Genomic DNA, 26,006 nt, shown 5'->3' with positions numbered 1-26,006 from the left:
CTAAGTGATTCCACGCTTTGGCCACAGTTCCAGAGCAGTTTCCAGTGCGGGGCATGGTGTATTTTTTCAAGGTGTGGCCGCATGGGTACGGGTGTGGGCAAGAGATATGGATCAAGACTATCATTCGCGTGGCGCGGCGCTCTGTGTGATTGTGCCAGCCAGCAACGAGGCGGCGCTGATCGGTGGCTGCCTAGAGGCGTTACTGGCCTCTCGCGACTCTGGCCCTGTCGAGGTGATCGTGGTGGCCAATGGCTGCAAGGATGACACCGCATCGGTGGCGCGGTCCTACGCCGGACACGCCGCCGAACGGGGCTGGCATCTACAGGTGATCGACCGGGCGGAAGGTGGCAAGCCCGGTGCCCTGAACGCCGGGGATGCGGCGGCGCGGGCGGCGACCCGCGTCTATCTGGACGCCGATGTGACGGTGACGCCCGACCTGCTGGCGCAATTGGCCAAGGCGCTGGCTGTGCCGACCCCGCGTTATGCCAGCGGTCAGGTCGAGATCGCGGCCGCAACCCCGGTCAGCCGCGCCTATGCGCGGATTTGGCGGCGGGTGCCCTTCATGCGCGACGTAGTGCCGGGATGTGGCCTGTTTGCCGTGAACGCGGCGGGCCGCGCGCGCTGGGACCGCTTCCCCAAGATCATTTCGGACGACATCTATGTCCGTCTGCACTTTCGCCCCGAAGAACGCATTGGGGTGCCCGCCAGCTATCGCTGGCCGATTGCCGAAGGGGCGCGCAATCTGATCAAGGTGCGGCGGCGGCAGAACGCGGGCGTCGATGAAATTGCCGCGCTCTACCCGGACCTGATGCGCAACGATGACAAGCCGGACTTTCCGTTGCGCCGCAAGCTGCGTCTTGCCTTGGCCGACCCGCTGGGTTTTCTCGTCTACTCGGGCGTTGCGCTGGCGGTAAGACTGACGCCGCGCCGTCAACAGGATTGGAGCCGTGGGCGATGACCTCTCTTGCCGCGCTCCGAGGTGGGTCGATCACTGCGCGCGCCATGCGCTCATCCCTGCTTACGATGGGCAGTTTCGGGTTTGGCCAAGTGCTGCGGCTGGCCTCCAACCTGATCCTGACCCGCCTGCTGTTCCCAGAGGCCTTTGGCCTGATGGCGCTGGTCATGGTGTTCCTGATGGGTCTGGGACAGTTTTCCGACGTCGGTGTGACCCCGTCGATCATGCAATCCAAACGCGGCGACGACCAAAGGTTCCTCGACACCGCCTGGACCATTCAGGCATTTCGCGGCGTCGGGTTGTGGCTGGTGGCCTGCGGGTTGGCATGGCCGATGGCGCTGATTTACGACCAGCCCCTGCTCACGCAGATCCTGCCGGTTTCGGCGCTGACCTTGCTGATCACCGGCTTTCGCCCGACCCGGATGATCACCGCCAACCGGCATCTGATGCTGGGCCGGGTGACGATCCTCGACATCGGGACGCAGATGGCCGGTGTCGTGGCCGCCGTCCTTCTGGCGTGGTGGTGGGGGTCGGTCTGGGCGCTTGTGGTCTCTGGCGTGATCGGCGCCCTGATAGAGGTCGCGCTGAACTGGCGTTTTCTGCCCGGTCCGGGCAACCGCCTGCATTGGGAAAAGGCGGCTGCGAAAGAGTTGATCGGCTTTGGCAAATGGGTGTTTCTGGCCACGGTCTGCGGGTTCTTCTTTACCCAGGCCGACAAGATGCTGATTGGCAAGTTCATCGCGCTGGATGCCTTTGGCGTCTACAACATCGGGTTCTTCTGGGCGTCTTTTCCGCTGATGCTGGGCAATCTGGTGACGCATAAGATCCTGATCCCCGTCTACCGTGAGACGCCGCCGACCCAGAGCCGCGACAATTTCCTGAAGCTGCGCAAGATGCGGTTTGCGGTGTCTGCCCTGTTGATCGGGTTTGTGGCGGTCTTTGCACTGCTGGGAGTCTGGCTGGTCGAGGCGCTGTATGATGCCCGCTATGCGCAGGCCGGGGCGGTGGCCGTGGTGCTGGCCTGTGCGCAGATCCCGATGCTGATCGTGATGACCTATGATCAGGCGGCGCTCGCGGCGGGGGATTCGCGGCGGTATTTCTATCTGGCTTTTGCGCGGGCCGTTCTGATGGTCGGATGTGTTCTGATCGGATTGCAGATCGCAGGATTGATCGGCGCGTTGATCGGTCAGGCCGTGGCCTTTACGCTGGCCTATCCGGTGGTCGTCTGGCTGGCCCGGCGCATGGGGGCATGGGACGGGCTGCACGATGCGCTGTTTGCCGGGGTAGGTCTGGGACTGACCGCGCTGGCGATCTGGCTGAACTGGGAGCCGATTCTGCGCTTGTCCCAACAGGGCGGTTAGGCCCAAAATTCCCCGTTTGGAAACAATTCCGAAAGGATAGACAGATTGTCCGGACGTCTGGATGAATATCCTCATACCTTGTCCCAATTGGGGCAGAAACGGGCGAAAACACCTAAAAATTGCCGCAATCTCCGGGCAAATGTGACGGTGGGTGGCGGCGCAAACGCATTCGGAGTCAGAGATGACCGATGACGAAGCCCGCATTGGTGAAAACGATATCGCCATCGTGGGGATGGCGGCGCATTTGCCGGGGGCTGCGGATATCGCGGCCTACTGGCGGCATCTGCGCGACGGCGTGTCGTCGATCCGGCGTCTGAGCGAGGACGATCTGCGCGCGGCGGGCGAAGACCCCGGCCTGATGCGACATCGCGACTACGTGCCTTTCGCTGCCCCGCTGGAGGATTTTGACCACTTCGATGCCGAGTTCTTTGGGTTCTCTCCCAAAGAGGCGGCGATCATGGACCCGCAGCACCGGCAGTTTCTGGAATGCGCGTGGGAGGCGCTGGAAAACGCCGGTCATGTGCCCGACAGCTTTGACGGGCAGGTCGGTGTGTTTGCCGGTTGCGGGATGGGGTCGTATTTTTATTTCAACGTCTGCTCGAACCCCGATCTGGTTGAGAATACCGGCATGTTCCTGTTGCGCCACACCGGCAACGACAAGGATTTCATGACCACGCGGCTGAGCCATGTGCTGGATTTGCACGGGCCGTCGATCAACCTGCAAACCGCCTGTTCCACCTCGCTGGTCGCAACGCATTATGCCGCGCAGGCGCTGCTGAACGGCGAATGCGACATGGCGATTGCGGGTGGTGTGACCATCGAACTGCCGCAGGGGCGCGGGTATCTCTACAAAGAGAATGAAATCCTGTCGCCGGACGGCCAATGCCACGCCTTTGACCATCGCGCCGAAGGCACGGTGTTCGGGTCCGGCGCGGGGGTTGTGGTGCTGCGGCGGCTGGCGGACGCCATGGCCGATGGCGATCACATCTGGGCCGTCATCAAGGGCAGCGCGGTCAACAACGACGGCGCGCAAAAGGCCGGATACCTCGCGCCCAGCGTCGAGGGGCAGGCCATCGCCGTGGCAGAGGCGCAGGCGATTGCGGGCGTGACGGCGGACACCGTCGATTATGTCGAATGTCACGGCACCGGCACCTATCTGGGTGACCCGATCGAGGTGGCCGCGCTAACCCAGGCCTTTGCCGAGACTAGCACCGCCGTCGGCCATTGCCGCATCGGGTCGGTCAAGACCAATATCGGCCATCTGGATACGGCGGCGGGTGTCGCCTCGCTGATCAAGGCCTCGCTTGCCCTGCACAACCGCCAGATGCCGCCGTCATTGGGGTATGAAGCACCGAACCCGGCCATCGACTTTGACGGCTCTCCCTTTGCGGTGAACGACCGGCTGCGCGACTGGCCCCGCAGCGACCATCCGCGCCGGGCCGGGGTGAACTCTTTGGGCGTGGGCGGGACCAACGCGCATGTGGTTCTCGAAGAGGCGCCAGAGCGCGCGTCCAGCGCCGAGTCGGACTGGCCGTTCCAGATCCTGACGGTCTCTGCGCGCAGCAAACCGGCGCTGGATGGCAATGCCGAGCGGTTGGCCGCGCACCTGCGGGCGCACCCGGAACAGGATCTGGCGGATGTCGCATGGACCCTGAAAGAAGGACGGCGCGCGTTTGAAAAACGCCGTGTCGTCGTGGCGGGGTCGCACACAGAGGCGGCGCGCCTGCTGGACGGGGCCGAGGCGCGGCGGGTGTTCGACCACGTTGCGCTGGACCGGCCCGAGGTTGTCTTCATGTTTCCCGGTGGCGGCGCGCAGTACGCGGGCATGGCGCGCGATCTGTATGAGACAGAGCCGGTCTTTGCCGAATGGATGGACCGGGGGCTGGATCACCTTGAGCGGATCTCTGGCGGCACGGTCGAAGGGGGTATTTCAGCAAAGAAGAAGCCGGGGGTTCGCGCCCTCTGGCTGCCCGAGCGCGGGGCCGAGGCGGCGGCGGATGCAGCCCTTTTAACGCCGTCGCTGCAACTGCCGCTGATCATGATTTGCGAATATGCGCTGGCGCAGTTGTGGATGAGCTGGGGCATTCAGCCCGCCGCGTTGACCGGGCATTCGATGGGCGAGAACACCGCCGCCTGCGTGGCGGGTGTGATCGGCTTTGAGGATTGCATCGGCTTGGTGTATCTGCGCGGACGTCTGTTCGACACGGTGCCTCCGGGCGGGATGCTGTCGGTCGGTTTGCCAGCGGATGACCTGCGGCCCTTGCTGGGCGATGAGCTGGATCTGGGGGCGGTGAACGGGCCAGACCTGTCGGTGGCCTCTGGCCCGCAGGCGGCGCTGGATGTCTTGCAGGCAGAGTTGGAGCGGCGCGAGGTGCACTGCACCCGGATCGGGATCGACATCGCGGCGCATAGCCGGATGCTGGAGCCGATCCTTGCCGAATTCGGCCAGTACCTCCGGTCGATAGACCTGCACGCGCCGCACCTTCCCCTGACATCGAACCGCACTGGCGCGGTGATGACAGCGGAACAGGCGACGGACCCCGACTATTGGGTGGCGCACCTGCGCGGCACGGTGCTGTTCGCCGATTGCGTCGGGGCCTTGGCCACGGAAAACCGGGTCTTCCTTGAGGTCGGGCCGGGCAAGGCGTTGTCCTCTCTGGCGCGGCAGCACGCTGATGTTTCCGGCAATCAGGTGCTGTCGTCGCTGCGCCATCCCGATGAAGAGATCGCCGACGACCGGCATATGTTTGAGGTGCTGGGGCGGCTGTCCGCGCTGGGCGTGCAGATCGATTGGGATCAGATCTGGGGCGACGCGCGGCGCAATCGCGTGGTTCTGCCGACCTATGCCTTTCAGCGCAGCCCGTATTTCATCGCGCCGGGCAAGGCCGCGACAGACAGCGCGCCCAGTTTCCTGATGCGCAATGACGACCTGTCCGAATGGGGCTGGCAGTCGGTCTGGCGGCCCCGGTCCGCCCCGGTCGAGGTTGATGTGGTGGAGGGTCTGGACGACGCCGCGCCTCAGGTCTGGCTGATGTTCATGGATGAGGCCGGTGTGGCGAAACGCGCGGCGGCGCGGTTGCGCGGGGCTGCTCACACGGTGGTCGAGGTGCGCCCCGGCGATGCTTTTGCGCGCAGGGGTGAGGGCTATGTGCTGGCACCCGAACGCGGGCGCGAAGGCTATGACCTGTTGTTGCAGGACCTTGTTGCGCGCGGCATTGTCCCCACCCGGATCGGCCATTTCTGGCTGCTGACAGAGGGGGAGGGGCACCGCCCCGGTTCCTCCTTTTTCCACCGGGTGCAGGAGCAGGGGTTCTATGCCCTGATGTTCCTTGCACAGGCGTTGGAGGCTGAGGGACTGCCACGTCCGCTGCACCTGACGGTTGTCACCAATGGGGCCGCGCAGTTGCGGGATGAACCCCTGCCCTATCCCGAAAAGGCGACCATCGCGGGACCGGCGCGGGTGATCCCGCGCGAACTGCCGGGGGTGAGCGTCTCGACGCTGGACGTTGTTCTGCCCGGTCCGGTCGAGGCGTCCCTGTGGACGCGGGCCAAGGCGCAGGCGGCGCGCGAGGGCGCGATGGATGCGTTTTCATCGCGCGTGCTGGAGGAACTGCTGAGTGACCCCGGCGACCGGATCGCGGCGCTTCGCGGGGACCGGCGGTTTGAATGCGCGATGAAACCCGTCGCCCTGCCAGAGGTGCCGGCCACAGCAAACGGCGGGGTCATCCTGATCACCGGCGGGTTTGGCGGTATCGGGCTGACATTGGCGCGGGACTTTGCCATGCAGGGCGCAAAGCTGGTCCTTTTGGCCCGCAAAACGCTGCCTGACCGTTCGGAATGGCCCGACTACCTGCGCCGCCATGCGCCGCAGGACCGGATGGCACGGCGGATCAAATCGGTTCAGGCCCTGGAAGCGGCCGGGGCCGAGGTCATGGTTCTGGCGGCAGACGTCTGCAACCTTGGACAGATGCAGCAGGTGCGGCGCGCGGTCGAGGACCGGTGCGGCCCGATCACCGGCGTGATCCACGGCGCGGGTGTCATCGACGATGCGCCCTTGTTGTCCAAGACGCCCGCCAGTGTCGAGGATGTCTTTACGCCCAAGATCCACGGCGCGCAGGTATTGGCAGAGGTGTTCCCCGATGGCGCCCTGGAGTGGATGGCATTGTTCAGTTCCTCCTCCACCGTTACGGCCCCTGCCGGACAGGTGGACTACGTGGCCGCCAATGAATTCCTGAACGCCTTTGCCCGTGCCCGCACCGGCAAGACACGGGTTGTGGCGATCAACTGGGGGATCTGGAACGAGGTCGGCATGGCCGCCGAGGCGGTTGCCGCGCGCACTGGCGACCTGCCGAAACCGCCGGTGACCCCGGTGGTGCAGGAGATGTTGGCAGAGGCCACATTTGACGACCACGGCAACCGCATCTTTGGCGCGCGCTATTCCACCGACGACTGGTTCATCGACCAGCACCGCACCAAGGCGGGCGATGCGCTGTTGCCGGGCACCGGCTATCTGTCGCTTGCGGCGCAGGCGCTGCGCGCGCATGGCGAAAGCGGCCCGTTCGAGATCCGCGACCTGTCCTTCCTGCGCCCCCTGCGCGTGGCCGAGGGTGGCGCGCGGGATGTGCGGCTACGGCTGACGCGCTCTGACGAGGGCTATGGTTTTGACGTGCTGGCGGATGCCACGCTGAATGGTCGCCACGGCTTTGCCCTGACGGCGCAGGGCGCGCTGTCGCTGATGCCGATGGCGCGGCCCGCGCGGCTGGATCTGGATGCGATCCGGGCGCGATGCCCGGCCCATGTGGACGGCAACGGGGCCAAGCTGACCTCGGCCCAAGAGGTGCATCTGGCGTTTGGTGGCAGCTGGAAGGTGCTGGATGCCCGCGCGCTGGGAAAGGGGGAAGGGATTGCCGATCTGTCGCTGCCCGCGAATGCCTCTGCGCCCGAGACTCCGCTGCATCCGGCGCTGATGGATATAGCCACCGGATGGGCGATGGAGCTGATCGAAGGTTATCAGCCGACGCATCTGTGGGTGCCGGTGCGCTATGGTCTCGTGCGGGTACATGGGGCGCTGCCGGATCGCGTTGTGTCCTGGGTCCGCAATGCCGCCGAAAACCGCGCCGACCGTGAGACGGCGAGCTTTGACATCACGCTGTGCGACGCCGCAGGACAGGTGCTTGTCGAGGTCACGGGCTTTACCATCCGCAAACTGGCCACGGCGAATGTGCTGAAGGCCGCCCCGCCACTGACGGCTGCCGAACTGGAACTGGATGACACCGACAAACCGCATCCCCTGTCCGCCGCCGAAGAGCGTCTGGCCCATAACCTGAGCCAGGGCATCCTGCCCGACGAAGGGGTTGAGGCCTTTCATCGCGCTCTGGCGCTGGGCGCGCGGCAGGTGGTGGTGTCGTCGATGGATCTGGACGCGTTGACGCGGCAGGCGGCGGCCTCTGTCGCCGAGGCGACAGGCGGGCAGACCTTTGACCGGCCGCAACTGGACAGCGACTATGTCGCCCCCGAGGGGGAGATAGAACAGCGGCTGGCCGGTTTCTGGGAGGATCTCTTGGGCGTGCAGAACGTCGGGGCGGAAGACAGCTTTTTTGACCTTGGCGGGCACTCTCTGATTGCGGTGCGCCTGTTTGCGATGGTGAAAAAGGCGTTCCGCGTTGATTTCCCGATCTCTGTCCTGTTCGAGGCCCCGACCATCCGCACTTGCGCGTCCCTGATCGAGGCGCAGATTGGCCCCGTGACCGCAGAACCGGGCGCGCAACCGGTGCCAGAGCGGCGCTTTACCCATCTTGTGCCGATGCATGACGGCGACGGTGGCGCGCGGCGGCCATTCTTCCTGATCGCGGGGATGTTTGGCAACGTGCTGAACCTGCGTCATCTCGCGCATCTGTTGGGCGCAGACCGGCCGTTTTACGGTCTTCAGGCGCGTGGCTTGTATGGCGGCGAGGCCCCGCACGACAGCATCGAAGAGGCGGCGCGCGACTACATTGCCGAAATGCGGCAGGTGCAGCCGCAGGGCCCCTACATGCTGGGCGGGTTCTCTGGCGGGGGCATCACCGCCTATGAGGTCGCCCGCCAGCTAGAGGTTATGGGCGAAGAGGTCTCGCTTGTGGTCTTGCTGGACACGCCATTGCCGCAGCGGCGGGCTTTGTCCCGGCGCGACCGGCTGATCATCCAATGGCATCAGGCGCGCGAAACGGGGCCGCTGTATCCCTTCATCTGGCTGAAGAACCGCATCAAATGGGAGATCGCCAAACGGCGGCAGATCGCGGCCACCGGACCCGAACTCGGTTTCCACAACGCCGAGATCGAGGCGGCGTTCTACCGTGCCATCGCAGGGTACACCCTGCGGCCTTGGGATGGGCGCGTGGTGCTGTGCCGTCCGCCGCTGGTGGGCAAATGGACGGTCTCGAACGGTGCGCTGGTGAACTCGGAACGGACCTACGTGACCCATGACAACGACTGGGGCCGGATGGTGCCGGGGGTCGAGGTGCATGAGGTGCCCGGCGACCATGACAGCATGGTGCTGGAGCCGAACGTGCGGGTGCTGGCCGCGCTCATGCGTGAGGCGATTGAGGGCGCAGAGGCCGCGTCCAGCGGCAATGGCGAAGTGGTGGCCTTTCCCAGCCACGCGGCGGAGTGACGGCGATGGCGCGGGTTCTGGTGGTATCGCTGAACTACAAGACCGCAGAGATGACGCTGCGGTCGGTTCGCGCCGCGCTGCGTGCGATGGACGGGATGGATGCGGAACTGGTGATCGTCGACAACGCCTCTGGTGATGGCTCGTATCAGCGGATCAGGCAGGCCGTGGCGTCCGAGGATTGGGCGCAGGGCGCACCGATCCGGGTGGTGCAATCGGGGGAAAACGGCGGGTTCGGCGCGGGCAACAATGTCGGCATTCGGGCGACGATGGCAGACGGAAGCGCGCCGGATTATGTCTACCTGCTCAACTCCGATGCCTTTCCCGCGCCCGATGCGATCCGGCGGTTGCATGACCATCTGGAAACCCACCCAGAGGCGGCCTTTGCGGGCAGCTATATCCACGGCGAAGAGGGCGACGCGCATGTGACGGCGTTCCGGTTCCCGTCGATCTGGTCGGAACTTGAGGGGGCAATGCGGTTCGGCCCGGTGTCACGCCTGCTAAAGGGCAAATCGGTGCCCATCGGCGTGCCGGAGGCGACTCAGCGGGTCGATTGGCTGGCGGGCGCGTCGATCATGATGCGGCAGGACGTGCTGGACCGGATCGGCCTCTTTGATGAAGGCTTTTTCCTCTATTTTGAGGAAACGGACCTCTGCCTGCGTGCTGCGCGGGCGGGGTTCGAGACGCATTATGTGCGCGAAAGCGCGGTGGCTCACATCGGGTCGGTCTCAACCGGCATGAAGAAATGGACGCGCATTCCGGGGTTCTGGCTGGACAGCCGCTGGCACTATTTCTCCAAGAATCACGGTCGGGCCTATGCCGTCTTGGCGACCCTGATGCACGCGCTTGGCGGGGCGTTCTGGCGGCTGCGGGTCTTGCTGCAAGGCAAGGCACCGGCGGACCCGCCGCATTTTCTGCGTGATTTGCTGGTACATGACATCAAGGCACTGTTCCGGCCCCCGCCGGGAAAGCGCAAAGCGGCCCCACAGGCGGTGCGGGTCGCGGCTGAACTGGAAGCGGAGTAAGCAAGATGGGATTTTCCTGCGTCGTCTGGGGCAATGAATCGCTGCTGGTGCAATGCGCCGAGATGGCGCGCGCCCGTGGCAACACCATCCTTGCGGTTGTGACCGACAGCGCCGATGTGCGTCTCTGGGCCGAGGGCGCAGGCCTGCGGGTCGAGGCACCGGGGCGCGAACTGGCGGCGCGGCTGCCGGGTGGCTTTGACTGGCTTTTGTCCATCGCGAACCTGTCGATCATTCCCGGTGATGTGCTGGCGCTGCCCGCCAAGGGTGCAGTGAATTTCCACGACGGACCCCTGCCGCGCCACGCCGGGTTGAATGCCCCGGTCTGGGCGCTGATCGACGGAGAGGCACGGCACGGCGTCACCTGGCACCTGATCGAGGGCGGCGTCGATGAGGGCGACATTCTGGAACAGGTCGGGTTCGACGTGACGGCGCAGGACACCGCGCTGACCCTGAACACCAAGGCCTATGAGGCGGCGATGGAGTCGTTTCCGGCGCTGCTGGATCAACTGGAAAGCGGTCACTTGCGCCGGGTGAAACAGGACCTGACGCTGCGCAGTTATCATGCCTTGGCCAAGCGACCATCGGGGTCTGGGCTGCTGGATTTCACCTGTCCGGCGGTTGAGTTGGAGCGTCTGGTGCGTGCGCTGGATCACGGACCCTATTGGAACCCGCTGTGCGCGGCAAAGATCTCCGCGCGGGGGGCCGTCTGGCGGGTCGGCCATGCGCGCCTGACAGAGGCGCACGCCGCGTCCGGCGCAGTTTTGGAGGTTGGCGCGGATCACCTGACGGTCGCCTGCGGCGCACACGCGCTGGTGCTGTCGGGGCTGACGCGCATCTGCGGCGCGCCGGTGGCTGCGGATCAGATCGCGGCCACGGGCGAGGTGTTGGACCTGCCAGATGCCGACACCCGCGCACTGATCGACGCGGAGATAGCCAAGGTTGCCAAGCATGAACGACGGATGCGCGCCGCCATGGCGGCGCTGCACCCCATCGAACTATCCGGGGTACAGGCGGGGGAATGCGCGCTTCAATCACGCACGCTGCATCTGCCGCGTGGCGATGACGGAATCGCTTTGGTCGCGCGCTGGGCAGAGCGGTTGGCGGGGCAGGGGGCCGACCTTGCATGGGCCGATGGCACGCTGGCAAAAATGGCCTCTCGCGGATTGACCCTGCCTTGGGCACCGCTGTCCGCGCCGATGCCGGTGGCGGCGGATCTCTTTGTGCGCGCACCAGAGTTGACCTGGCCCGAGGTGCCTCAGATCGGCGTGGCCGTGGACGGGGCCGGTCATGTGCCGGGAACCGTGGTGACGGTGATCTTTGGCGAGGACGTGCAGTTCAGCTATGACACCGGGCCGCTGTCGCCCGCGATGGCGGAACTTTTGGCCGCGCGGCTGGAACTGATGGCCGTCGCGCCGGAACAGATACTGCCGGACGATGAACGGGACATGGTTCTGAACCGTTGGAACGCCACGGCGGTCGAGCATGACCAAGCCCAGACCATGCACCGCGCCTTTGAACGCCAAGTGGCGATGACCCCCGAGGCTGTGGCGCTGATCTTTGAGAACCAGAGCCTCACCTACGCCGAGTTGAACGCCCGCGCCAACCGTGCCGCGCATCTGCTGCGGGACATGGGTGTGACAAAGGGGCAGGTGGTGGGCCTGTGCTGTCGCCGCTCGGTCGATCTGATGGTCGGCGCGCTGGCAATCCTCAAGGCCGGTGGGGCCTATCTGCCGATGGACCCCAGCTATCCGGCGGACCGCTTGCAGCATTTTGTCGAGGACAGCGGCGCGTCGGTGATCGTGACGCAGGCGGCGGTGGACCCCGCGCTGCCGCGCCATGATGCGCAACTGCTGGTGCTGGACGCAGAGCCGCGCCTGACAGCCCAGCCAGACGAAAACCTGCCCGACACCAGCGACCCCGAAGACCTTGCCTACCTGATCTATACCAGCGGATCGACCGGCAAGCCCAAGGGCGTGATGGTCGAGCATCGCAATGTCTGCAATTTTTACACCGGGATGGACGCCCATATTCCGCACGATGGCGGGACGTGGCTGGCGGTGACCTCGCTGTCGTTCGATATTTCTGTGCTGGAACTGTTCTGGACCACCGCGCGCGGGCTGACCGTGGTGCTGACGGGCGATGAGGACCGGGGCCTGATTTCCAACGGGCCGATGCCGAGCGGCAACGGTATGGAATTCTCGCTGTATTACTGGGGCAATGACGACGGCGCGGGGCGCGACAAATATGCACTGCTGCTGGAGGGCGCGCAATTTGCCGATGAGAACGGCTTTGTCGCGGTCTGGACACCTGAGAGGCACTTTCACGCCTTTGGTGGCCCCTATCCAAACCCCTCGGTGACCGGCGCGGCGGTGGCTGGCGTGACCAAGAACATCGGCGTTCGGGGCGGGTCCGTGGTTGCACCGCTGCACCACCCGGCGCGCATCGCCGAGGAATGGGCGGTGATCGACAACCTGACAAACGGGCGCGCGGGCATGGCGATTGCCAGCGGCTGGCAGCCGGACGATTTTGTCCTGCGCCCCGAAAACACCCCGCCCGAGAATAAGCCCGCCATGATGCGCGACCTTGAGATCGTGCGAAAGCTGTGGCGCGGCGAGGCGGTTGCGTTCCCCCGTCAGGATGGCACCTTGCATGAGGTGGTGACACAGCCGCGCCCGGTGTCCAGGGAACTGCCCGTTTGGGTCACGACCGCTGGCAACCCCAAGACGTGGCAAGAGGCAGGCAGCGCCGGGTGCAACGTGCTGACCCACCTGCTGGGCCAGACGGTCGAAGAGGTTGGCGAGAAGATCAAGCTGTACCACGCCGCGCTGCGTGAGGCGGGCCATGATCCGGCCGATTTCACTGTCACCCTGATGCTGCACACCTTCCTGAGCGACAGCCGCGACCACGCCCGCGAAATCGCCCGCGAACCGATGAAGGACTACCTGCGCTCTGCCGCCGGACTGATCAAGCAATACGCCTGGGCCTTTCCAGCGTTCAAACGGCCCGAGGGTGCCTCGAACGCCTTTGACCTGCAACTGGACGGGCTGGAGCCGGATGAGCTGGAGGCCATCCTCGACTTCGCGTTTGAGCGGTATTTCAACGACAGCGGGCTGTTCGGTACGGTTGAGGACGCACTGAAGCGAACCGAAGACGTGCAGGCCATCGGTGTAACGGAAATCGCCTGCCTGATTGACTATGGCATCGACCGGGAAACGGTCATGGCCGGACTGCGGCCCTTGGCCGAGGTGGTTTCCCAGACCAGTGGCGCACCGGAGCTGGCGCAGGACGATTTCAGCATCGCGGCGCAGATTGTCCGTCACGGGGTGACGCATCTGCAATGCACGCCGTCGATGGCGCGCATGATCGCGATGAACGACGAGGCCCGCTTTGCGCTGAAGGGTGTACACCATGTGTACCTAGGAGGAGAGCCGCTGCCCGGTGCCTTGGTCGAGGATTTTGCCCGGATCACTGACGCCACCGTGACCAACATGTATGGCCCGACAGAAACGACGATCTGGTCGTCCTGCACGCGGGCCGCACCGGGTGAGGCGGTGGTCAACATCGGGATGCCGCTGGCGAACCAGCAGCTTTACGTTCTGGACGCGGACCGGCAACCGGTCGGCGTGGGGCAAGAAGGCGAGTTGTGGATCGGCGGTCAGGGTGTCACGCGCGGCTATTGGCAGCGCCCGGACCTGACGGCAGATAAATTCACCGACAACCCGTTCCATCCGGGCCGGATGTACAGCACCGGCGATCTGGTGCGGCGGCGCGTGGACGGGGCGATCGACTTTGTGGGCCGGGTGGATCATCAGGTCAAACTGCGCGGCCACCGGATCGAACTGGGCGAGATCGAAGCCTGCCTTGGGGCGCTTGCGGGCGTTGTGCAGGGTGTGGTGATCGCGCGCGAGGATGTGCCGGGCGACGTGCGGCTGGTGGGGTACTACACCGGCGCGGTGCAGCCAGAGGCGGCGCTCAAATCCGCAATGGCGCGTGATCTGCCGGGGTTCATGGTGCCGGGGCGGTTTGTGCATCTGGACGCCTTCCCGCTGACCCCCAACAAAAAGGTGGACCGCAAGGCGCTGCCTGCGCCGCAAGCGGTGCAGGTGGACCCCGTGGCTGTTCCGGTGGTCGCATCCGCGGGCACCGGGGGTGCGCAACAGGTCGAGGCCGCGATTGCCGCAATCTGGCAACGCACGCTGGGGGTCAGCGCCACCGGGCGCGACAATTTCTTTGACCTTGGCGGGCATTCGCTGCTGGCCGTTCAGGCGCACCGCGCGATCCGCGAAGAACTGGGGGCGGCGAAACTGTCGATCACCGATATCTTCCGCTTCCCGGTGCTGGCGGATCTGGCTGGGCGGGTCGCCGCGCTGGTCGATGGGCCGGTGGCGACGGTCCCTGCCGTGGCGGCCCCTGTTGAGCCCTCCACCCGCGCCCAGTCCCGCAGCGATGCCATGGCGCGCCGCCGCGAAATGCGCGCACGGCGCAGGGCCTGACGTGATGCGGGCCGCGCAGCTTGATCTGTTGATCCGCCGGATCGGTCCGCCCCGAGCGATGGCTTGGGGCGTGGCGGACATTGGCGAAGAGGACCTTTTCCCCGAAGAAGCCGCCGCGATGACCCGCGCGCGCCCCGCCCGCGTGGCAGAGTTCGCCGGCGGGCGTCTGGCAGCCCGCCGGGCCATGGCGCGTCTGGGTCTGGACCGCGCGCCGATCCCGATGGGGGCGGACCGAGCGCCGATCTGGCCCGATGGAATCGTCGGCAGCATCAGCCACGCGCAGGGGCTGTGCCTTGCGGTTGTGGCGCGGGTGCAGGATTTTCTCAGCCTTGGCATAGACGTCGAAGGCGACGCGCCTTTGGCCGCAGACCTGATCCCCGAGATTTGCCTGCCCGAAGAACTGGCACCGCTGCCAAAGTCCGCCCGCCCGGCCCTTGCCAAGCGATTGTTTTCCGCCAAGGAAGCCGCCTACAAGGCGCATTACCCCTTGGCGAGCCATGTCTTTGGGTTTCACGGGTTGGCGGTCGACCTGACCGAGGGCCGCGCGCGGTTCACCGACCACCCAGAAGTCGCCGCAATTCCGCCCGAATCGCGTACCGATTTGCCGATGCGGCAGGCGGTCGGCGGCGGGTTGATCCTGTCGCTTAGTGCCTCACCGGTGCGCCCCCTCCCCCTGTAAGCCGCAAACTTGCCACAATTGCCCGGTGCACACCTGTATCCTGCTGAGAATAAGGCAAAAATATGTCCTTGGTTCGCAACTGGGACACGCATTGTTTCCAGCATTTACGCGGCAAGCACGTGGCAAAATTTAGGCAACTTCGTTAGATTGAGGCCAGAAGATGGCGCTGGTTGCCCGAGGGGTCCGATGTGTCGTCTCCGCGCCGGGGGCGGTTTTGCGGGAGATTTGATATGACGCAGTTTCAGTCGATTGGCGAAGTTTTCGCGGCGCTTCGGCGTCGGGCGCTTTTGATCCTTGTGGTGACTTTTCTGGGGTGCCTTGCCTCGCTGTATTACGCGCTGGGCCAGTCCAAGGTCTATGAGGCCACAGCCGTTGTGCAGATCGAGGACGCGCAGGTGCCGGACCAACTGGCCGGGGCGCTGGCCACCAACACCGACGCCGCCCGCCGTATCCGGCTGATCGAGCAACGGCTGATGGCGCGCGACAACCTTGTGCGGGTGATGGAAAAACACACCCTGTTTGCCGACAATCCGGCGATGACCATGACAGAGCGTGTGGGATGGATGCGCGACGCCGTGCGCATTCAGCAACTTGTCAGTCAGGCGCAGACCTTTGCTCCGGGCGGCAACGCGCCCTCGGGTCTGATGATCACCGTGCAACTGGACGATCCGCAAAAGGCGGCGGATGTGGCCAACGATCTGATGCAGCTTGTGATTGACCAGTCGCGCACGCGCAGCGTCAGCCGCGCACGCGACACTTTTGACTTTTTCGCCGCCGAAGACCTGCGCGTCGGGGCAGAGATCGAGGCGCTGGAAGGCCGCATTGCCGAGTTCAAGCGCAACAATGCCGAACAACTGCCCTCTGGTGTGGCGGACCTGCGCACGCAGCTTGCCACGTTGCGGGCCACCGATCTGGATCTGGACCAACAGATCCTGACCATCGAAACCTCCAGCGACCGGACGCGGGATGATGTGCGGCGGCGGCAGATTGGGGCCTTGCAGGAGCAAAAGGCGCTGATCGCCTCACGTATCACTGAGATCGAGACGCTGATTCAGGGCGCGCCAGAGGTCGAGCGAGAGTTCAATCGGCTGGAACGCGAAATGACCAAGCTGCAAGAGCAGTATGAGGTGATCACCCGGCGCAAGGCCGAGGCGGAGCTGGGTCAGATGCTGGAGGACCGTCAGGCGACCGACCGGTTCGAGGCGCTGGAGACAGCCCTGCCGCCGGAATTCTCGGTTTCGCGCAGCCGCAAGAAACTGGCCTTGATGGGCGGGGTTGCCAGCCTGCTGGCCGGACTTGCGGCCGCCTTTCTGGCCGAGACGATGAACCCGGTGATCCGCACGGCAGCCCAAATGGAACGGGTGCTGGGCATTCAGCCGGTGGTGGCAATTCCGGTGGTCGCGACCCGTCAGGATCGCAGCCGTGGCGGACTGAAACTGATGGCCAAGCTGCTGGCGATCTTTGCCCTTGCCGGGCTGGGGCTGCGGCTGATCTGGGAACGCTCACCAGTGCTGGCTGGCTTCGCCGAGCGGTTCCTGCCCCGCGCAATTCGCCACTGACTTCGCCGCTGAGCGGGTCTCGAACGCGACCGGCTCAGTAGGTGTACCGGCCGATGTCGGTGCCTTCGGCCTTGTTCAACACCATGCCCAGTATCGGCATCGAGTCGCCCAGACGGCGCTCCACCTCCGAGACTTCGCTTTCGGTTGTCAGGCCGCCGCCGATCACCAGAAGCACACCGTCGAACAGTGGACGGGCGGCGATCACATCGTCGTAGAACAGCGCGGGCGGCAGATCGAACAGCACCACATCCGGGGCATAGTGATCCTCGATGGCGCGCAGCGTCTCGATGCTGCGCGGGTCCTGCAACAGTTCCGAGGCATAGGGCTCGGCGCGGTCATTCAGCGCAAAGGCGATGTTGCGCCCGGCGTTGACCGGGTTGCGGCCCATGCGGCGCAAATGCACCTCTGGCGGGGTTATCCCGCGCAGCATGTCGCCCACAGATCCCGGTTCATCAATGCCCAGAACCTTGTGCAGGCTAGGGCGGCGCATATCCAGATCCATCAAGAGCGTGCGGCAGTTTTCCTGCCGTGACAGGCTGATCGCAAGGTTGGCGGCGGTAAACGTCTTGCCGCAGTCCTTGCCGGGCGAGGTGATCGCGACACGCCGCCAGCCGTTTTCAGACAGCGCCTGCAACAACCGGGTGCGCAAGACGTCAAATGCGCCGTGGGCCGGGTCCTCACGCGAGGCGGTGATGATCCGGTTGCGCGCAAGATGCGCCGTTTCGACGGTCAATTCGGGCAGCGCGGCCCAAGCGGTATCGACATCCTCGACGGGCTTTTCCGCGGGAGTCGTGGTGGCAGCAGGAGGGTCCGGTTGGCGCGTGACGGGAACCATGTCGGTCAGCGGCAACACGGGAACGGCGGCCTCGGCCTTGCGGCGGGCCGCCTCTTCGGCGCGGCGCTGCTCTTCCAAGCGGCGCGCTTCGGCGGCGCGTGCCTCGGCCTCGATGCGGCGCTGTTCGGCCTGACGGGTTTCTTCGGCCTGACGCGCCGCTTCGGCAATGCGCGCGTTCTCTGCCTCGGCAGCGCGGTTCTGTTCATCGGCAATTCTGGCGGCGTCGGCCTCTTCGGCGCGGCGTTTCTTATCGGCCTCGCGCCGGGCGGCTTCGGCGCGCTCTGCGGCGTGGCGCTTGGCTTGTTCACGTCTGGCCGCCGCTTCCGCCATGCGTTTGTCGGCCTCCAGACGTTGTGCCTCGGCATGTCGGGCCGCCTCTGCGGCCTCTTGACGGAGGCGGACCTCTTCGGCCTCTTGCCGTTCGGCATCTTCGCGGGCTTTGGCGGCGTCGGCCTCACGTTGCGCACGCGCCGCCTTGACCCGGCGCAGGGCCTCGGCCCGTGCGCGTTCCTCAAGGTCCGCTTTGCGGCGTGCTTTTTCCTCGGCCTTGGCCAATGCGGCAGCCTCGGCGATGCGAAGCGCCTCTGCCTCGGCGCGGGCCTGCTCTGCCGCTGCTTCGCGAACCCGCGCAACCTCTTGCGCCGCGTCTTCGAGGGGAGGGACAGGCAACGGCGAGTCAGCCGCCGGACGTGGGGCGGAGGCCGAGGTGCGTTTGCGCCTGAATTTGGGGCTGTCCATCATGTTCATGCCCTTTGCTCCGCGACATACCAGTCCGCGCCGCCGCCCCACGTCGCTGACCGACCTGTTCTCTTGTCCCGGTTCATGACCCGATCCGACCCTATCAACACAGTCGAAAGTCCCGAATGGACCCTGACGTTGCGGCCTTTAAACCAGCCAAATTTGACCAGAATAAGGTGGATTTTCCAGTATTGTTCACCAAATGCACGGGCTGTCGCCGCCGTGCCCTAGAAACCAAAGAGATTGGCCTTTGTGATCGCGTTTTCAACAAAGCGCTGTTTGTCGGGCTCCGGTTGCCAGCCGAGTACCTGCTTGGGGAGGCTGTTCACGAAGGGTGAGAAATGCGCCCGGCTTTGCCAGTCGGCCCGCGACGGTCGGATGACGCCCGGTTTGCGCAGGGCGTATTTCTTCAGAAGGTATTTCACCGCGTCCGAGGCATAAAATGCGTTCAGATTACCGGGAACAACGCGGATTTTCGCGCCCAGCGCCTCGTGGATGGCGTTGAAATACCCACGCGCCGACAGCATCGGTTCGCCCACAAGGTTAAAGCTTTGCCCGACCACTGGCGCGTCGATCATGCGCACCAGACCGTCGACCACGTCGTCGATCAGCACAAAGGGCAGGATGTTGCGCCCGTGACCCCAGATCCGCACCGCCCCCGCGCCGTGCCAGCGCCCGATGCCCCAGTGTTGCAGCGGGCCGCCATGGCCGACGACGATGCCCGGTCGCGCGATGACCAGCGGCAGACCACGGCTGCGGTGCAGTTCCATCAGCTTGCGCTCGCATTCTGCCTTGGACCGGGCATAGAGGTTGCGGTCGGTCATATCCTCGGCAAAGCCGGTGTCCTCGGTGATCTGAACATTCGGATCGGACATGTCATAGCTGGCGATGGTGCCTGTGTAGATCAGCCGTTTCACGCCCGCCTGCTCAGCGGCCATGGCGATGCGCAGCGCCACGCCGACGTCGTTTTTCAGGCAGTCGGCCCATGTGTCGTCCAGCGACTTGGCAAGGTTGAACACCACCTCGATGCCCTGCATCGCCGCAGTCAGCGCGTCGAGATCATGGAGCGAGGCGCTGACCGTTTCCACATTGTCGGGCAGGTCGGGGAAGGGGCCGGATTTGCCCCGTGACAGCACGCGCACGTCGCGCCCGTCCGCCACCAGCCGCCGGGTCAGCGCCCGCCCAATGAACCCGGTGCCGCCGATGACCAGAGCGGTCGGTTTCGGAGCGCGTGTCTGCACGGCGGGGGCGGCGGTTTGCAGCACCTCGGCAGGCAGTTTCGCAATCATCGCGTCAATGGTGCGCATGACAGCAACGGCACTTTGGCCGGAGAACCGGGGGTCCTGCGGCCCGCCATTGGCCAGCGCGCCGTAGATGGCCGCGTTCATGCCGCGAAAGCTGCGTCCATAGGGGTTCAGGGTGTTCAGCGATCTCAACTGGGTCAGGGCGTTGGACAGGCCCACGCGCCGGTGCTGGCGCGACAGTTCCAGCTGTTTCTTCAGCGGGTTCGCCACCAGATCGGCGGCGTTCTCACGTTCCACCACCAGCACGTCCTGCGCATAGTCCAGCCGCGCGCGGGCAGAGGACCCGCGCAAGCTGACGGACCTGTCGTCGACCGTCTCGACCATGGCGATGGCAAAGGTGATCTCGACATGGCCCGCGCGGGCGAGGATGCGAAAGCTTTGCGGGCGCGGATCGTCCCCCGGCAGGGCGACGGGATGCGCGGCCTGCGCGTGCAGGATCTCCACCTCGCCAAACAGGTCATGGGCAAAGGCGACCAGATGCGGTCCCAGCTCCAGCAACAGGTTTTTCGGCTGGCGCAGCAGCCACAGATTGAACGGACCGGAGCGCAAAGGCGACAAGGGCAGCGCCCATGTGATCTCGGCGCTGGAGATGCGGCCATAGTCGCCGGCCAGCATCGCGGCCTTCATCCGTTCGTAGGACGGGAGGCCCAGAAAGTTGTGACCGGGGTGGAATCGGCGGCCCGCGGAGTCGGCTGCGGCAAGGATTTCGGCGGCCTCGTCTCCGGATTCAGCCACAGGCTTTTCCACAAGCACGTGCAATCCATCCACAAGGCACTGAGTCGCGATATCCTTATGTATATTTGGGGGTGTCAAGATATGGACAGCGTCGCAGGCCTTCGAATCGATCAACTGCTGCACAGTTGTGAACACCCTCGCGCCAAGCGGATCGGCAAGGGCGCGGGCGGCGGAATCGTTCAGATCGCAGACGGCGGTGATCTGGACTCCGGGTGTGGCCTTTAGCGCCTCGGCGTGCCAGTCGGCGATGTATCCGGCCCCGATCAGACCGACGCGAATGGGGGTGGGCATCTCTAAGACCTCATTTATATTCGATAATGCGCATGTCGGCGCCAGAGAGGCGTCGGGCGTGGAATTTCGCCATGCCGATCAGGTTCGGGAATTTGGACAGGGACAAAAGGACGGCAAGTTTGCGGGCACGGTCCCGCGACAGCCCATCGTCGCGCAGCGCCCGGATCGACCGCAGGTGACTGACGACGTAAAGCGCCACAACCGCAAGGCTCAGCAGCGGTGTGACAATCAGGCCGCACAGGAACAGTATCGGCAGGACAAGACCAAAGAGCAGCACGCGGCGGCGTTCGCTGCGAAAATACTCCGGGTGCAGGTGCCCGACCTGCGCAAAGCCATGCCCGGTACGTACCGCGCGCCGCCACCACTGGCCAAAACGCAGCATGGCGGCGTCATGGCGTGACATGTCCAGCGGCAGGCGCTCCAACTGCCACCCGGCCTTGCGCAGGCGGGTGCAAAATTCATCGTCCTCGGCGGCGATGACCTGCGGGTTCATGCCGCCGATTCCGGCCCATGCCTCTGCGCGCACCATCATGTCGCCGCCGCAGGCGAGGATGAGACCGGCGGGGCGATGCCATTCCCAGTCACACAGCACGTTATAGACGCTGACCTCGGGATGGATTTCCGCGCGCCATCCGGTCACCATCCCCAGGTCCGGGTGCGCCTCCAGATGGGCGCGGGCCGCATCCAGATAGCCGGGCACAAGGCTGCAATCGCCATCCAGAAACTGCACGATCTGCGGGTCGTCCAGAGCGTCAAATCCGGCGTTGCGCGCGCGTGCGGCGGTAAACGGGATGGACATGTCCAGTTCGACCACCATTGCGCCGCTCTTGCGGGCCGCGGCGACGCTGTCATCGGTAGAGCCGGAGTCGACATAGACCACCTGCCGCGCCCGCCCCTGCACAGAGTCCAGCGCCGCCACCAGCCTTGCGCCCTCATTGCGCCCGATCAGGACAACATCGACGGGTGTGCCGGTCATAGCCGTGTCCACCGGGGTTGCAGTCCTGCGGTGTATTCCTCAAACAACCATGACAGTTTCTTTGCCTCGGTTGCGATGTCGAAATCGGCCTTTACGGTTTCCCGCCCGGCCGCGCCCATTTTGCTTCGCAGGTCGGGGTCGCTCACCAGTGTTTCGATCGCGGCGCGCAGGGCCGTTGCATTGCCCGGCGGCACCAGCAAACCGTTGTGGCCGTGGGTCACCAGTTCCGGCACCCCGGCGATGCGGGTGGTGATCACCGGCACCCCGGCGGCCATCGCCTCCATCAACACGACGGGCAGCCCCTCGGCAAAGCTGGGCAGGACAAAGAGATCGGCCTTTGACAGGATTTCGGCCACCTCGGACTGGCTGCGGTAGCCGGTGAAGGTGACTGGCAGCCCCTCTGCCTGTTGTTCCAGCGCGGCGCGGTCCGGGCCGTCGCCGACGATGGTCAGGTGTATGGCGGGCGGGTCGTCAAAGGCGCGTTGGGGGTCGTCGGTGACGGGCGGCTGCAACAAGCGGCGCATGGCGTCCAGCAGCAGCGGCACGCCCTTGACGCCCGCCAGACGCCCGACAAAGACCAGCTCTGTCACCCATTTCTCTGTCTCGTGGTCGGCGGGTGTGTAGCGGTCAGGCTCTACCCCGCAATGAACGATGTGAAAGCGGTGCCAATGCGCCTGATCGGCGAAACACATCAGTTGTGATCGGCAGAAATCGCTGATGCAGGCGACAAACGCGGCGCGCGCGGCCTTTTCGTCGATCCGCCAGTGGTGCGGCTCAAAGAAGATGTCCGGCCCGTGGATGGTAAAGCTGAAGGGGACGTCCGCCAGTTCACTGGCCAGCATGGCAACCGTACAGGACGCCTTGGCAATGTGGTTGTGCAGGTGGTCGACCTCATTGTCGACCAGATGCGCCGCCAGCACCCCGGCCTCAAGGAAATAGATCAGGTTGTACAGCCGTCCCCTGAGGCCCTTCGGGGCCGTGGTCCATGCCAGTTTCAGGGCGCTCAGATAGCGCCGCGGCTTGCGCATCCACCGCAGGTGGGCGCGGATCAGGGTCGCGGGACGTTTGGCGGCCTCCAGCACCTTGAAGGTGTTGGCATGTTCGGCGCGCTGTTCCGGGCCGACAAGGTGTTCCGCGCCGGTGGTGCGGATCGAACAGGTCTTTACCTCATGGCCCAGAGCGCGCAGGGCGGCGACCTCACGCTGAATAAAGGTGTCAGAGGCGCGGGGGTATTCGCCAGTCAAATAGGCCAGTTTCGGCAGGATCATTGGGGGCCCCCCAATGAGCGGGTGAGCATGCCCTCAAACGTGTCGGTATCCTCACCGCCCAGCGTGCTGCGCAGCGCCGTGTTGGGCCATGTCAGCGGCATCAGGCGGGCGCGGACAACAGGTTCGCGACACAGACCGGGGAGGTTTGCGGACAGCGGTTTTAGCAGGCGGACAAGGGTGATCCAGACCGCGTAGGGAATGGGCAGGCTCAGCTTTGGCCAGCCGGTCATCCGCCTGTGGGCGCGCAGAAAACGGGCGCGGGTGGGGCGGTCATCGTCCAGCACGTTCAGGACCGGCGTGCCGTGCGGCGCGCGGGTTGCCGCCTTGACCAGCGCCCAAGCAGTGTGGGTCACATGGGTCAGGGGCAGTTCGCCCTCGGAATTGATCTGGACATGCAGTCTGGAGGCCCGGAACCCCAGCAGCGCGTGCCATGTCCGCCCCGGACCCCAGACCGCGCCCGGCCGCAATATCCACAGCGGCAGTCCCGCGGCGCGGCACATCTGTTCCTGTCGCAGCTTGGCGGCGGCATAGCCATCGCGGGCGTGGTCCGCGTCTTCCAGCGGCGCGGTTTCAATCAGCGCCGCGCCGGGGGCCACCTGCATCGTGTCATAAACCGCGATGGAGGAGACAAGGACCAACCGCGCGCCGCCGCTGGTCATTGCATCCAGCAGGGTTTGTGTGCCGCGCAGCGTGTCCTGCGCGTGGCTGGCCGCGTCGCCCCCAAGGTGCGCGGCGGCGTGGATCACCGCCTGCACTCCGGACATGGCATTGCCCAGCACCGCCGCTGTGGCGGGGTCGGACAGGTCGGCCTGCAAGGGGTGGATGCCGGGGTCCGAGGCCCACTCTGCCACGGGTGCACGGCGGTACAGTGCCGTCACCTCTATTCCGCGCGCGCGTGCCTCGGCCACGCAGGCGCTGCCGACAAAGCCATTGGCCCCGGTGATCAGGATGCGGGTTACATCGCCCATGGCACATGCTCCGGTTTCACTTCGCCAGCTTCATATGGCTCCGGTTTCACTTCGCCCATGGCATCGGCTCCATCGGACCACATGTGGTGGTCATACGCTGCGCGCCGCCGGTCTCGCCCGCGTTCTGGATCGCCAGTGTCACCTCTGTCAGGTGCAGGGCAAAATCGTTCGACATCCGGCAAGGGCGGCCGTCACGCAGCGCCTCCAGCACCTCGGCCGGGCCAAGCATGAAATTCATCGCCGCCGCCCCCCAGCGTTTGACCTTTGGATGGGTGGGCTGTTTCAGGCGGATCGTTCGCGGAAACGGGTGTTCCATCAACCGGCGGCGCAGGGTGATCCGACGGGCAAAGCGGACCTTGGCGGCGTTGTCCCACGCGGCCTTGCAACTCAGCACGCCCTTGTCCCCGACGATGCGGATGCCGTGATCGTGCGGGGCCACGATGGAACAGGTCAGACGGGTCACCGGACCTGTTTCGAAAAACAGTGTGGCGGTAGAGAAATCCGGCGCAAAGGGGCCGGTGCCCGTCTTGTCGGGGATCGTCTCTGCCGAGGCGGCAACAACCGTGCGCACCGGCCCGAACCATGAGATCAGCCATGTCAGGTAATAGCCCGCGTGTTCCAGCGTACAGCCGACGCGGAATTCATCCTCATAGGGCCAGGGCGCGCCGGACTCCGTCAGCCATTTGTCATAGGCCGCCTGCGGGATAAACCCGTCGTCAAGCTCGGCATAGATCAGGCGGGGCGTGCCCGCGATGCCGCTGCGCAAGGCGTGTCCAAGGGTCTGCGCCGCCTCGCCCAGCGCCGAACAAGGGGCGGAGGCAAGGATCAGCCCCTTGTCCGCCGCCAGCGCGTGCAGGGTCTTGGCGTCGTCCAGCGTCAGCGCCAGCGGTTTTTCCGAATAGACGTGCCGCCCCGCCTCAAGACAGGCTTTTGAGGTCTCGAAATGGGCGGCGGGGTTGGTCAGGTTCAGGACCAGCGCATCGGGGGCCTGCGCCAGCAGCGATTGCAGCCCGTCGCGGGCGGGAACATTCCAATGGCTGCAAAAGGCGGCAAGCCGCGCGGCATCGCTGTCCCAGACGCCTGCAACCCCGATCCCCGGCATGGCCTGCAACGCGCGCATGTACAGGTCCGCGACAAAGCCGCAGCCCAGCAGAACAATCTGTCCTGCCGCGCCTGTGCCCGCCCCGGCCGCTGCCTGTGCGTTGATCGGTTTCACTGTGCCACCCATGGCCCACCTTTGGTTCCCCGATCCCTAGCAGGAAATCATGGCCGGAATTCGACGTGGACCGCGAAATTGCGGCAGCGCGGCACCAGTCGTTTCGAAACTTGCGATGTGTGCTGTAAAGGGCACTGAAAGGGTGTTGGTTTCACGCTATGGCGGAAAGGGGGGCAAGGTGTTCACATGGATTTTCGAATAGGCGATGACACGATCACCGTGAACGTGCCGACCTGGGCCGTGCTTGAGGCCCGCGTGCGTGAACGGTTTGCCCGGCGCAGCGGCTTTGCGCTGGCAACGATCAATCTGGATCATATCGTCAAGCTGCACGGATCAGAGGCGTTTCGCGAAATCTATGCGGCGCAGGATTTCGTGGTGGCCGATGGTTATCCTATCGTCTGGATGTCGCGGCTGGCGGGGCGGCCCGTCTCTTTGATCCCCGGTTCAGAGGCGATACTGCCGCTGGCGCGGCTTGCGGCGGCCCAAGGGGTTACTGTGGCGCTGTTTGGCTCGCAAGCGCCCGTTCTGGCGGCAGCGGCAGAGTATCTGGAGCGTGAGGTGCGCGATCTGGAGGTGGTCTGTCAGATCGCCCCGCCGATGGGGTTTGATCCTGCCGGGCCAGAGGCGCAGGACATGCTGCGCAAGATTGCAGCCTCTGGCGCGCGGCTGTGTTTCGTGGCGCTGGGCGCGCCCAAACAGGAAAGCTTTGCCGCCACCGGGCGCAGGATCACGCCGGATATCGGCTTTGCCTCGATCGGGGCGGGGTTGGATTTCTTTGCCGGGACGCAGCAGCGCGCGCCCAACTGGGTGCGCCGTATCGCGATGGAGTGGCTGTGGCGCATGATGCTGGACCCAAGGCGGCTGGCCGGGCGATATGCCAAATGCGCCCTTGTCCTTCCCGGTTTGGCGCTGCGGTCGCTGTTGTTGCGGCTGCGCGACCGGCGCGACTGATCACAG

The 26,006-nt window shown here is 65.3% G+C and carries 14 protein-coding genes; 8 read left to right on the top strand and 6 right to left on the bottom strand.

Annotated features, from left to right (window positions below; translation table 11 throughout):
- The first annotated feature begins 106 nt into the window (after nucleotides 1–106).
- The 7 genes from ACN0S5_RS02850 to ACN0S5_RS02820 all read left to right on the top strand — a co-directional run bounded on the left by ACN0S5_RS02850 (nucleotide 107) and on the right by ACN0S5_RS02820 (nucleotide 16,718).
- The gene (locus ACN0S5_RS02850; protein WP_417205770.1) at nucleotides 107–958 is read left to right on the top strand and encodes a glycosyltransferase; all 852 of its coding nucleotides are present in this window, start codon (nucleotides 107–109) and stop codon (nucleotides 956–958) included.
- Nucleotides 955–2,316: an oligosaccharide flippase family protein gene (locus ACN0S5_RS02845; RefSeq protein ID WP_417205768.1), complete on the top strand. Its 1,362-nt coding sequence runs from the start codon at nucleotides 955–957 to the stop codon at nucleotides 2,314–2,316. Before ACN0S5_RS02850 ends, ACN0S5_RS02845 begins: the two co-directional genes overlap by 4 nt.
- A gap of 181 nt (nucleotides 2,317–2,497) precedes the next feature.
- Nucleotides 2,498–8,965 (top strand): type I polyketide synthase, encoded by a 6,468-nt coding sequence (locus ACN0S5_RS02840; RefSeq protein WP_417205766.1) that lies wholly within the window; start codon nucleotides 2,498–2,500, stop codon nucleotides 8,963–8,965.
- Nucleotides 8,966–8,970: 5 nt separating this feature from the next.
- A complete protein-coding gene (locus tag ACN0S5_RS02835; protein WP_417205764.1) occupies nucleotides 8,971–9,987 on the top strand; it encodes a glycosyltransferase family 2 protein in 1,017 nt (338 codons plus the stop codon).
- 5 nt (nucleotides 9,988–9,992) lie between these two features.
- The gene (locus tag ACN0S5_RS02830) at nucleotides 9,993–14,480 is read left to right on the top strand and encodes a MupA/Atu3671 family FMN-dependent luciferase-like monooxygenase (RefSeq protein ID WP_417205762.1); all 4,488 of its coding nucleotides are present in this window, start codon (nucleotides 9,993–9,995) and stop codon (nucleotides 14,478–14,480) included.
- 4 nt (nucleotides 14,481–14,484) lie between these two features.
- On the top strand, nucleotides 14,485–15,159 hold the full coding sequence (locus tag ACN0S5_RS02825; RefSeq protein ID WP_417205760.1) for a 4'-phosphopantetheinyl transferase family protein: 675 nt from the start codon (nucleotides 14,485–14,487) through the stop codon (nucleotides 15,157–15,159).
- Nucleotides 15,160–15,389: 230 nt separating this feature from the next.
- Nucleotides 15,390–16,718, top strand: coding sequence for a Wzz/FepE/Etk N-terminal domain-containing protein (locus ACN0S5_RS02820; RefSeq protein ID WP_417205758.1), 1,329 nt, complete (start codon nucleotides 15,390–15,392; stop codon nucleotides 16,716–16,718).
- 34 nt (nucleotides 16,719–16,752) lie between these two features.
- Here ACN0S5_RS02820 and ACN0S5_RS02815 read toward each other — a convergent pair whose 3' ends face one another.
- The 6 genes from ACN0S5_RS02815 to ACN0S5_RS02790 form a co-directional block, all read right to left on the bottom strand.
- Nucleotides 16,753–18,300 carry an exopolysaccharide biosynthesis protein gene (locus tag ACN0S5_RS02815; protein WP_417205756.1) on the bottom strand — a complete coding sequence of 516 codons (1,548 nt, stop codon included), beginning with the start codon at nucleotides 18,298–18,300 and terminating at the stop codon, nucleotides 16,753–16,755.
- A 218-nt stretch (nucleotides 18,301–18,518) separates the two neighbouring features.
- Nucleotides 18,519–20,621 carry an NAD-dependent epimerase/dehydratase family protein gene (locus ACN0S5_RS02810; RefSeq protein WP_417205754.1) on the bottom strand — a complete coding sequence of 701 codons (2,103 nt, stop codon included), beginning with the start codon at nucleotides 20,619–20,621 and terminating at the stop codon, nucleotides 18,519–18,521.
- A 10-nt stretch (nucleotides 20,622–20,631) separates the two neighbouring features.
- A complete protein-coding gene (locus ACN0S5_RS02805; RefSeq protein WP_417205752.1) occupies nucleotides 20,632–21,597 on the bottom strand; it encodes a glycosyltransferase in 966 nt (321 codons plus the stop codon).
- Entirely contained in the window at nucleotides 21,594–22,865 is a 1,272-nt protein-coding gene (locus ACN0S5_RS02800) for a glycosyltransferase family 4 protein (RefSeq protein WP_417205750.1), read from the bottom strand. Before ACN0S5_RS02800 ends, ACN0S5_RS02805 begins: the two co-directional genes overlap by 4 nt.
- Entirely contained in the window at nucleotides 22,862–23,833 is a 972-nt protein-coding gene (locus ACN0S5_RS02795; protein ID WP_417205748.1) for an NAD-dependent epimerase/dehydratase family protein, read from the bottom strand. Before ACN0S5_RS02795 ends, ACN0S5_RS02800 begins: the two co-directional genes overlap by 4 nt.
- A 46-nt stretch (nucleotides 23,834–23,879) precedes the next feature.
- Nucleotides 23,880–25,061, bottom strand: a complete 1,182-nt coding sequence (locus ACN0S5_RS02790; RefSeq protein ID WP_417205746.1) for a Gfo/Idh/MocA family protein — start codon at nucleotides 25,059–25,061, stop codon at nucleotides 23,880–23,882.
- A 174-nt stretch (nucleotides 25,062–25,235) separates the two neighbouring features.
- Here ACN0S5_RS02790 and ACN0S5_RS02785 point away from each other — a divergent pair, with 174 nt between their 5' ends.
- Nucleotides 25,236–26,000 carry a WecB/TagA/CpsF family glycosyltransferase gene (locus ACN0S5_RS02785; RefSeq protein WP_417205744.1) on the top strand — a complete coding sequence of 255 codons (765 nt, stop codon included), beginning with the start codon at nucleotides 25,236–25,238 and terminating at the stop codon, nucleotides 25,998–26,000.
- Nucleotides 26,001–26,006 lie beyond the last annotated feature (6 nt).

This window comes from Antarctobacter sp. (genome assembly GCF_048262615.1).
In the GTDB taxonomy this organism is placed as follows: domain Bacteria; phylum Pseudomonadota; class Alphaproteobacteria; order Rhodobacterales; family Rhodobacteraceae; genus Antarctobacter.
Note: the sequence above shows the minus strand (reverse complement) of the source record. Positions and strands in the feature narration are given on the sequence as shown.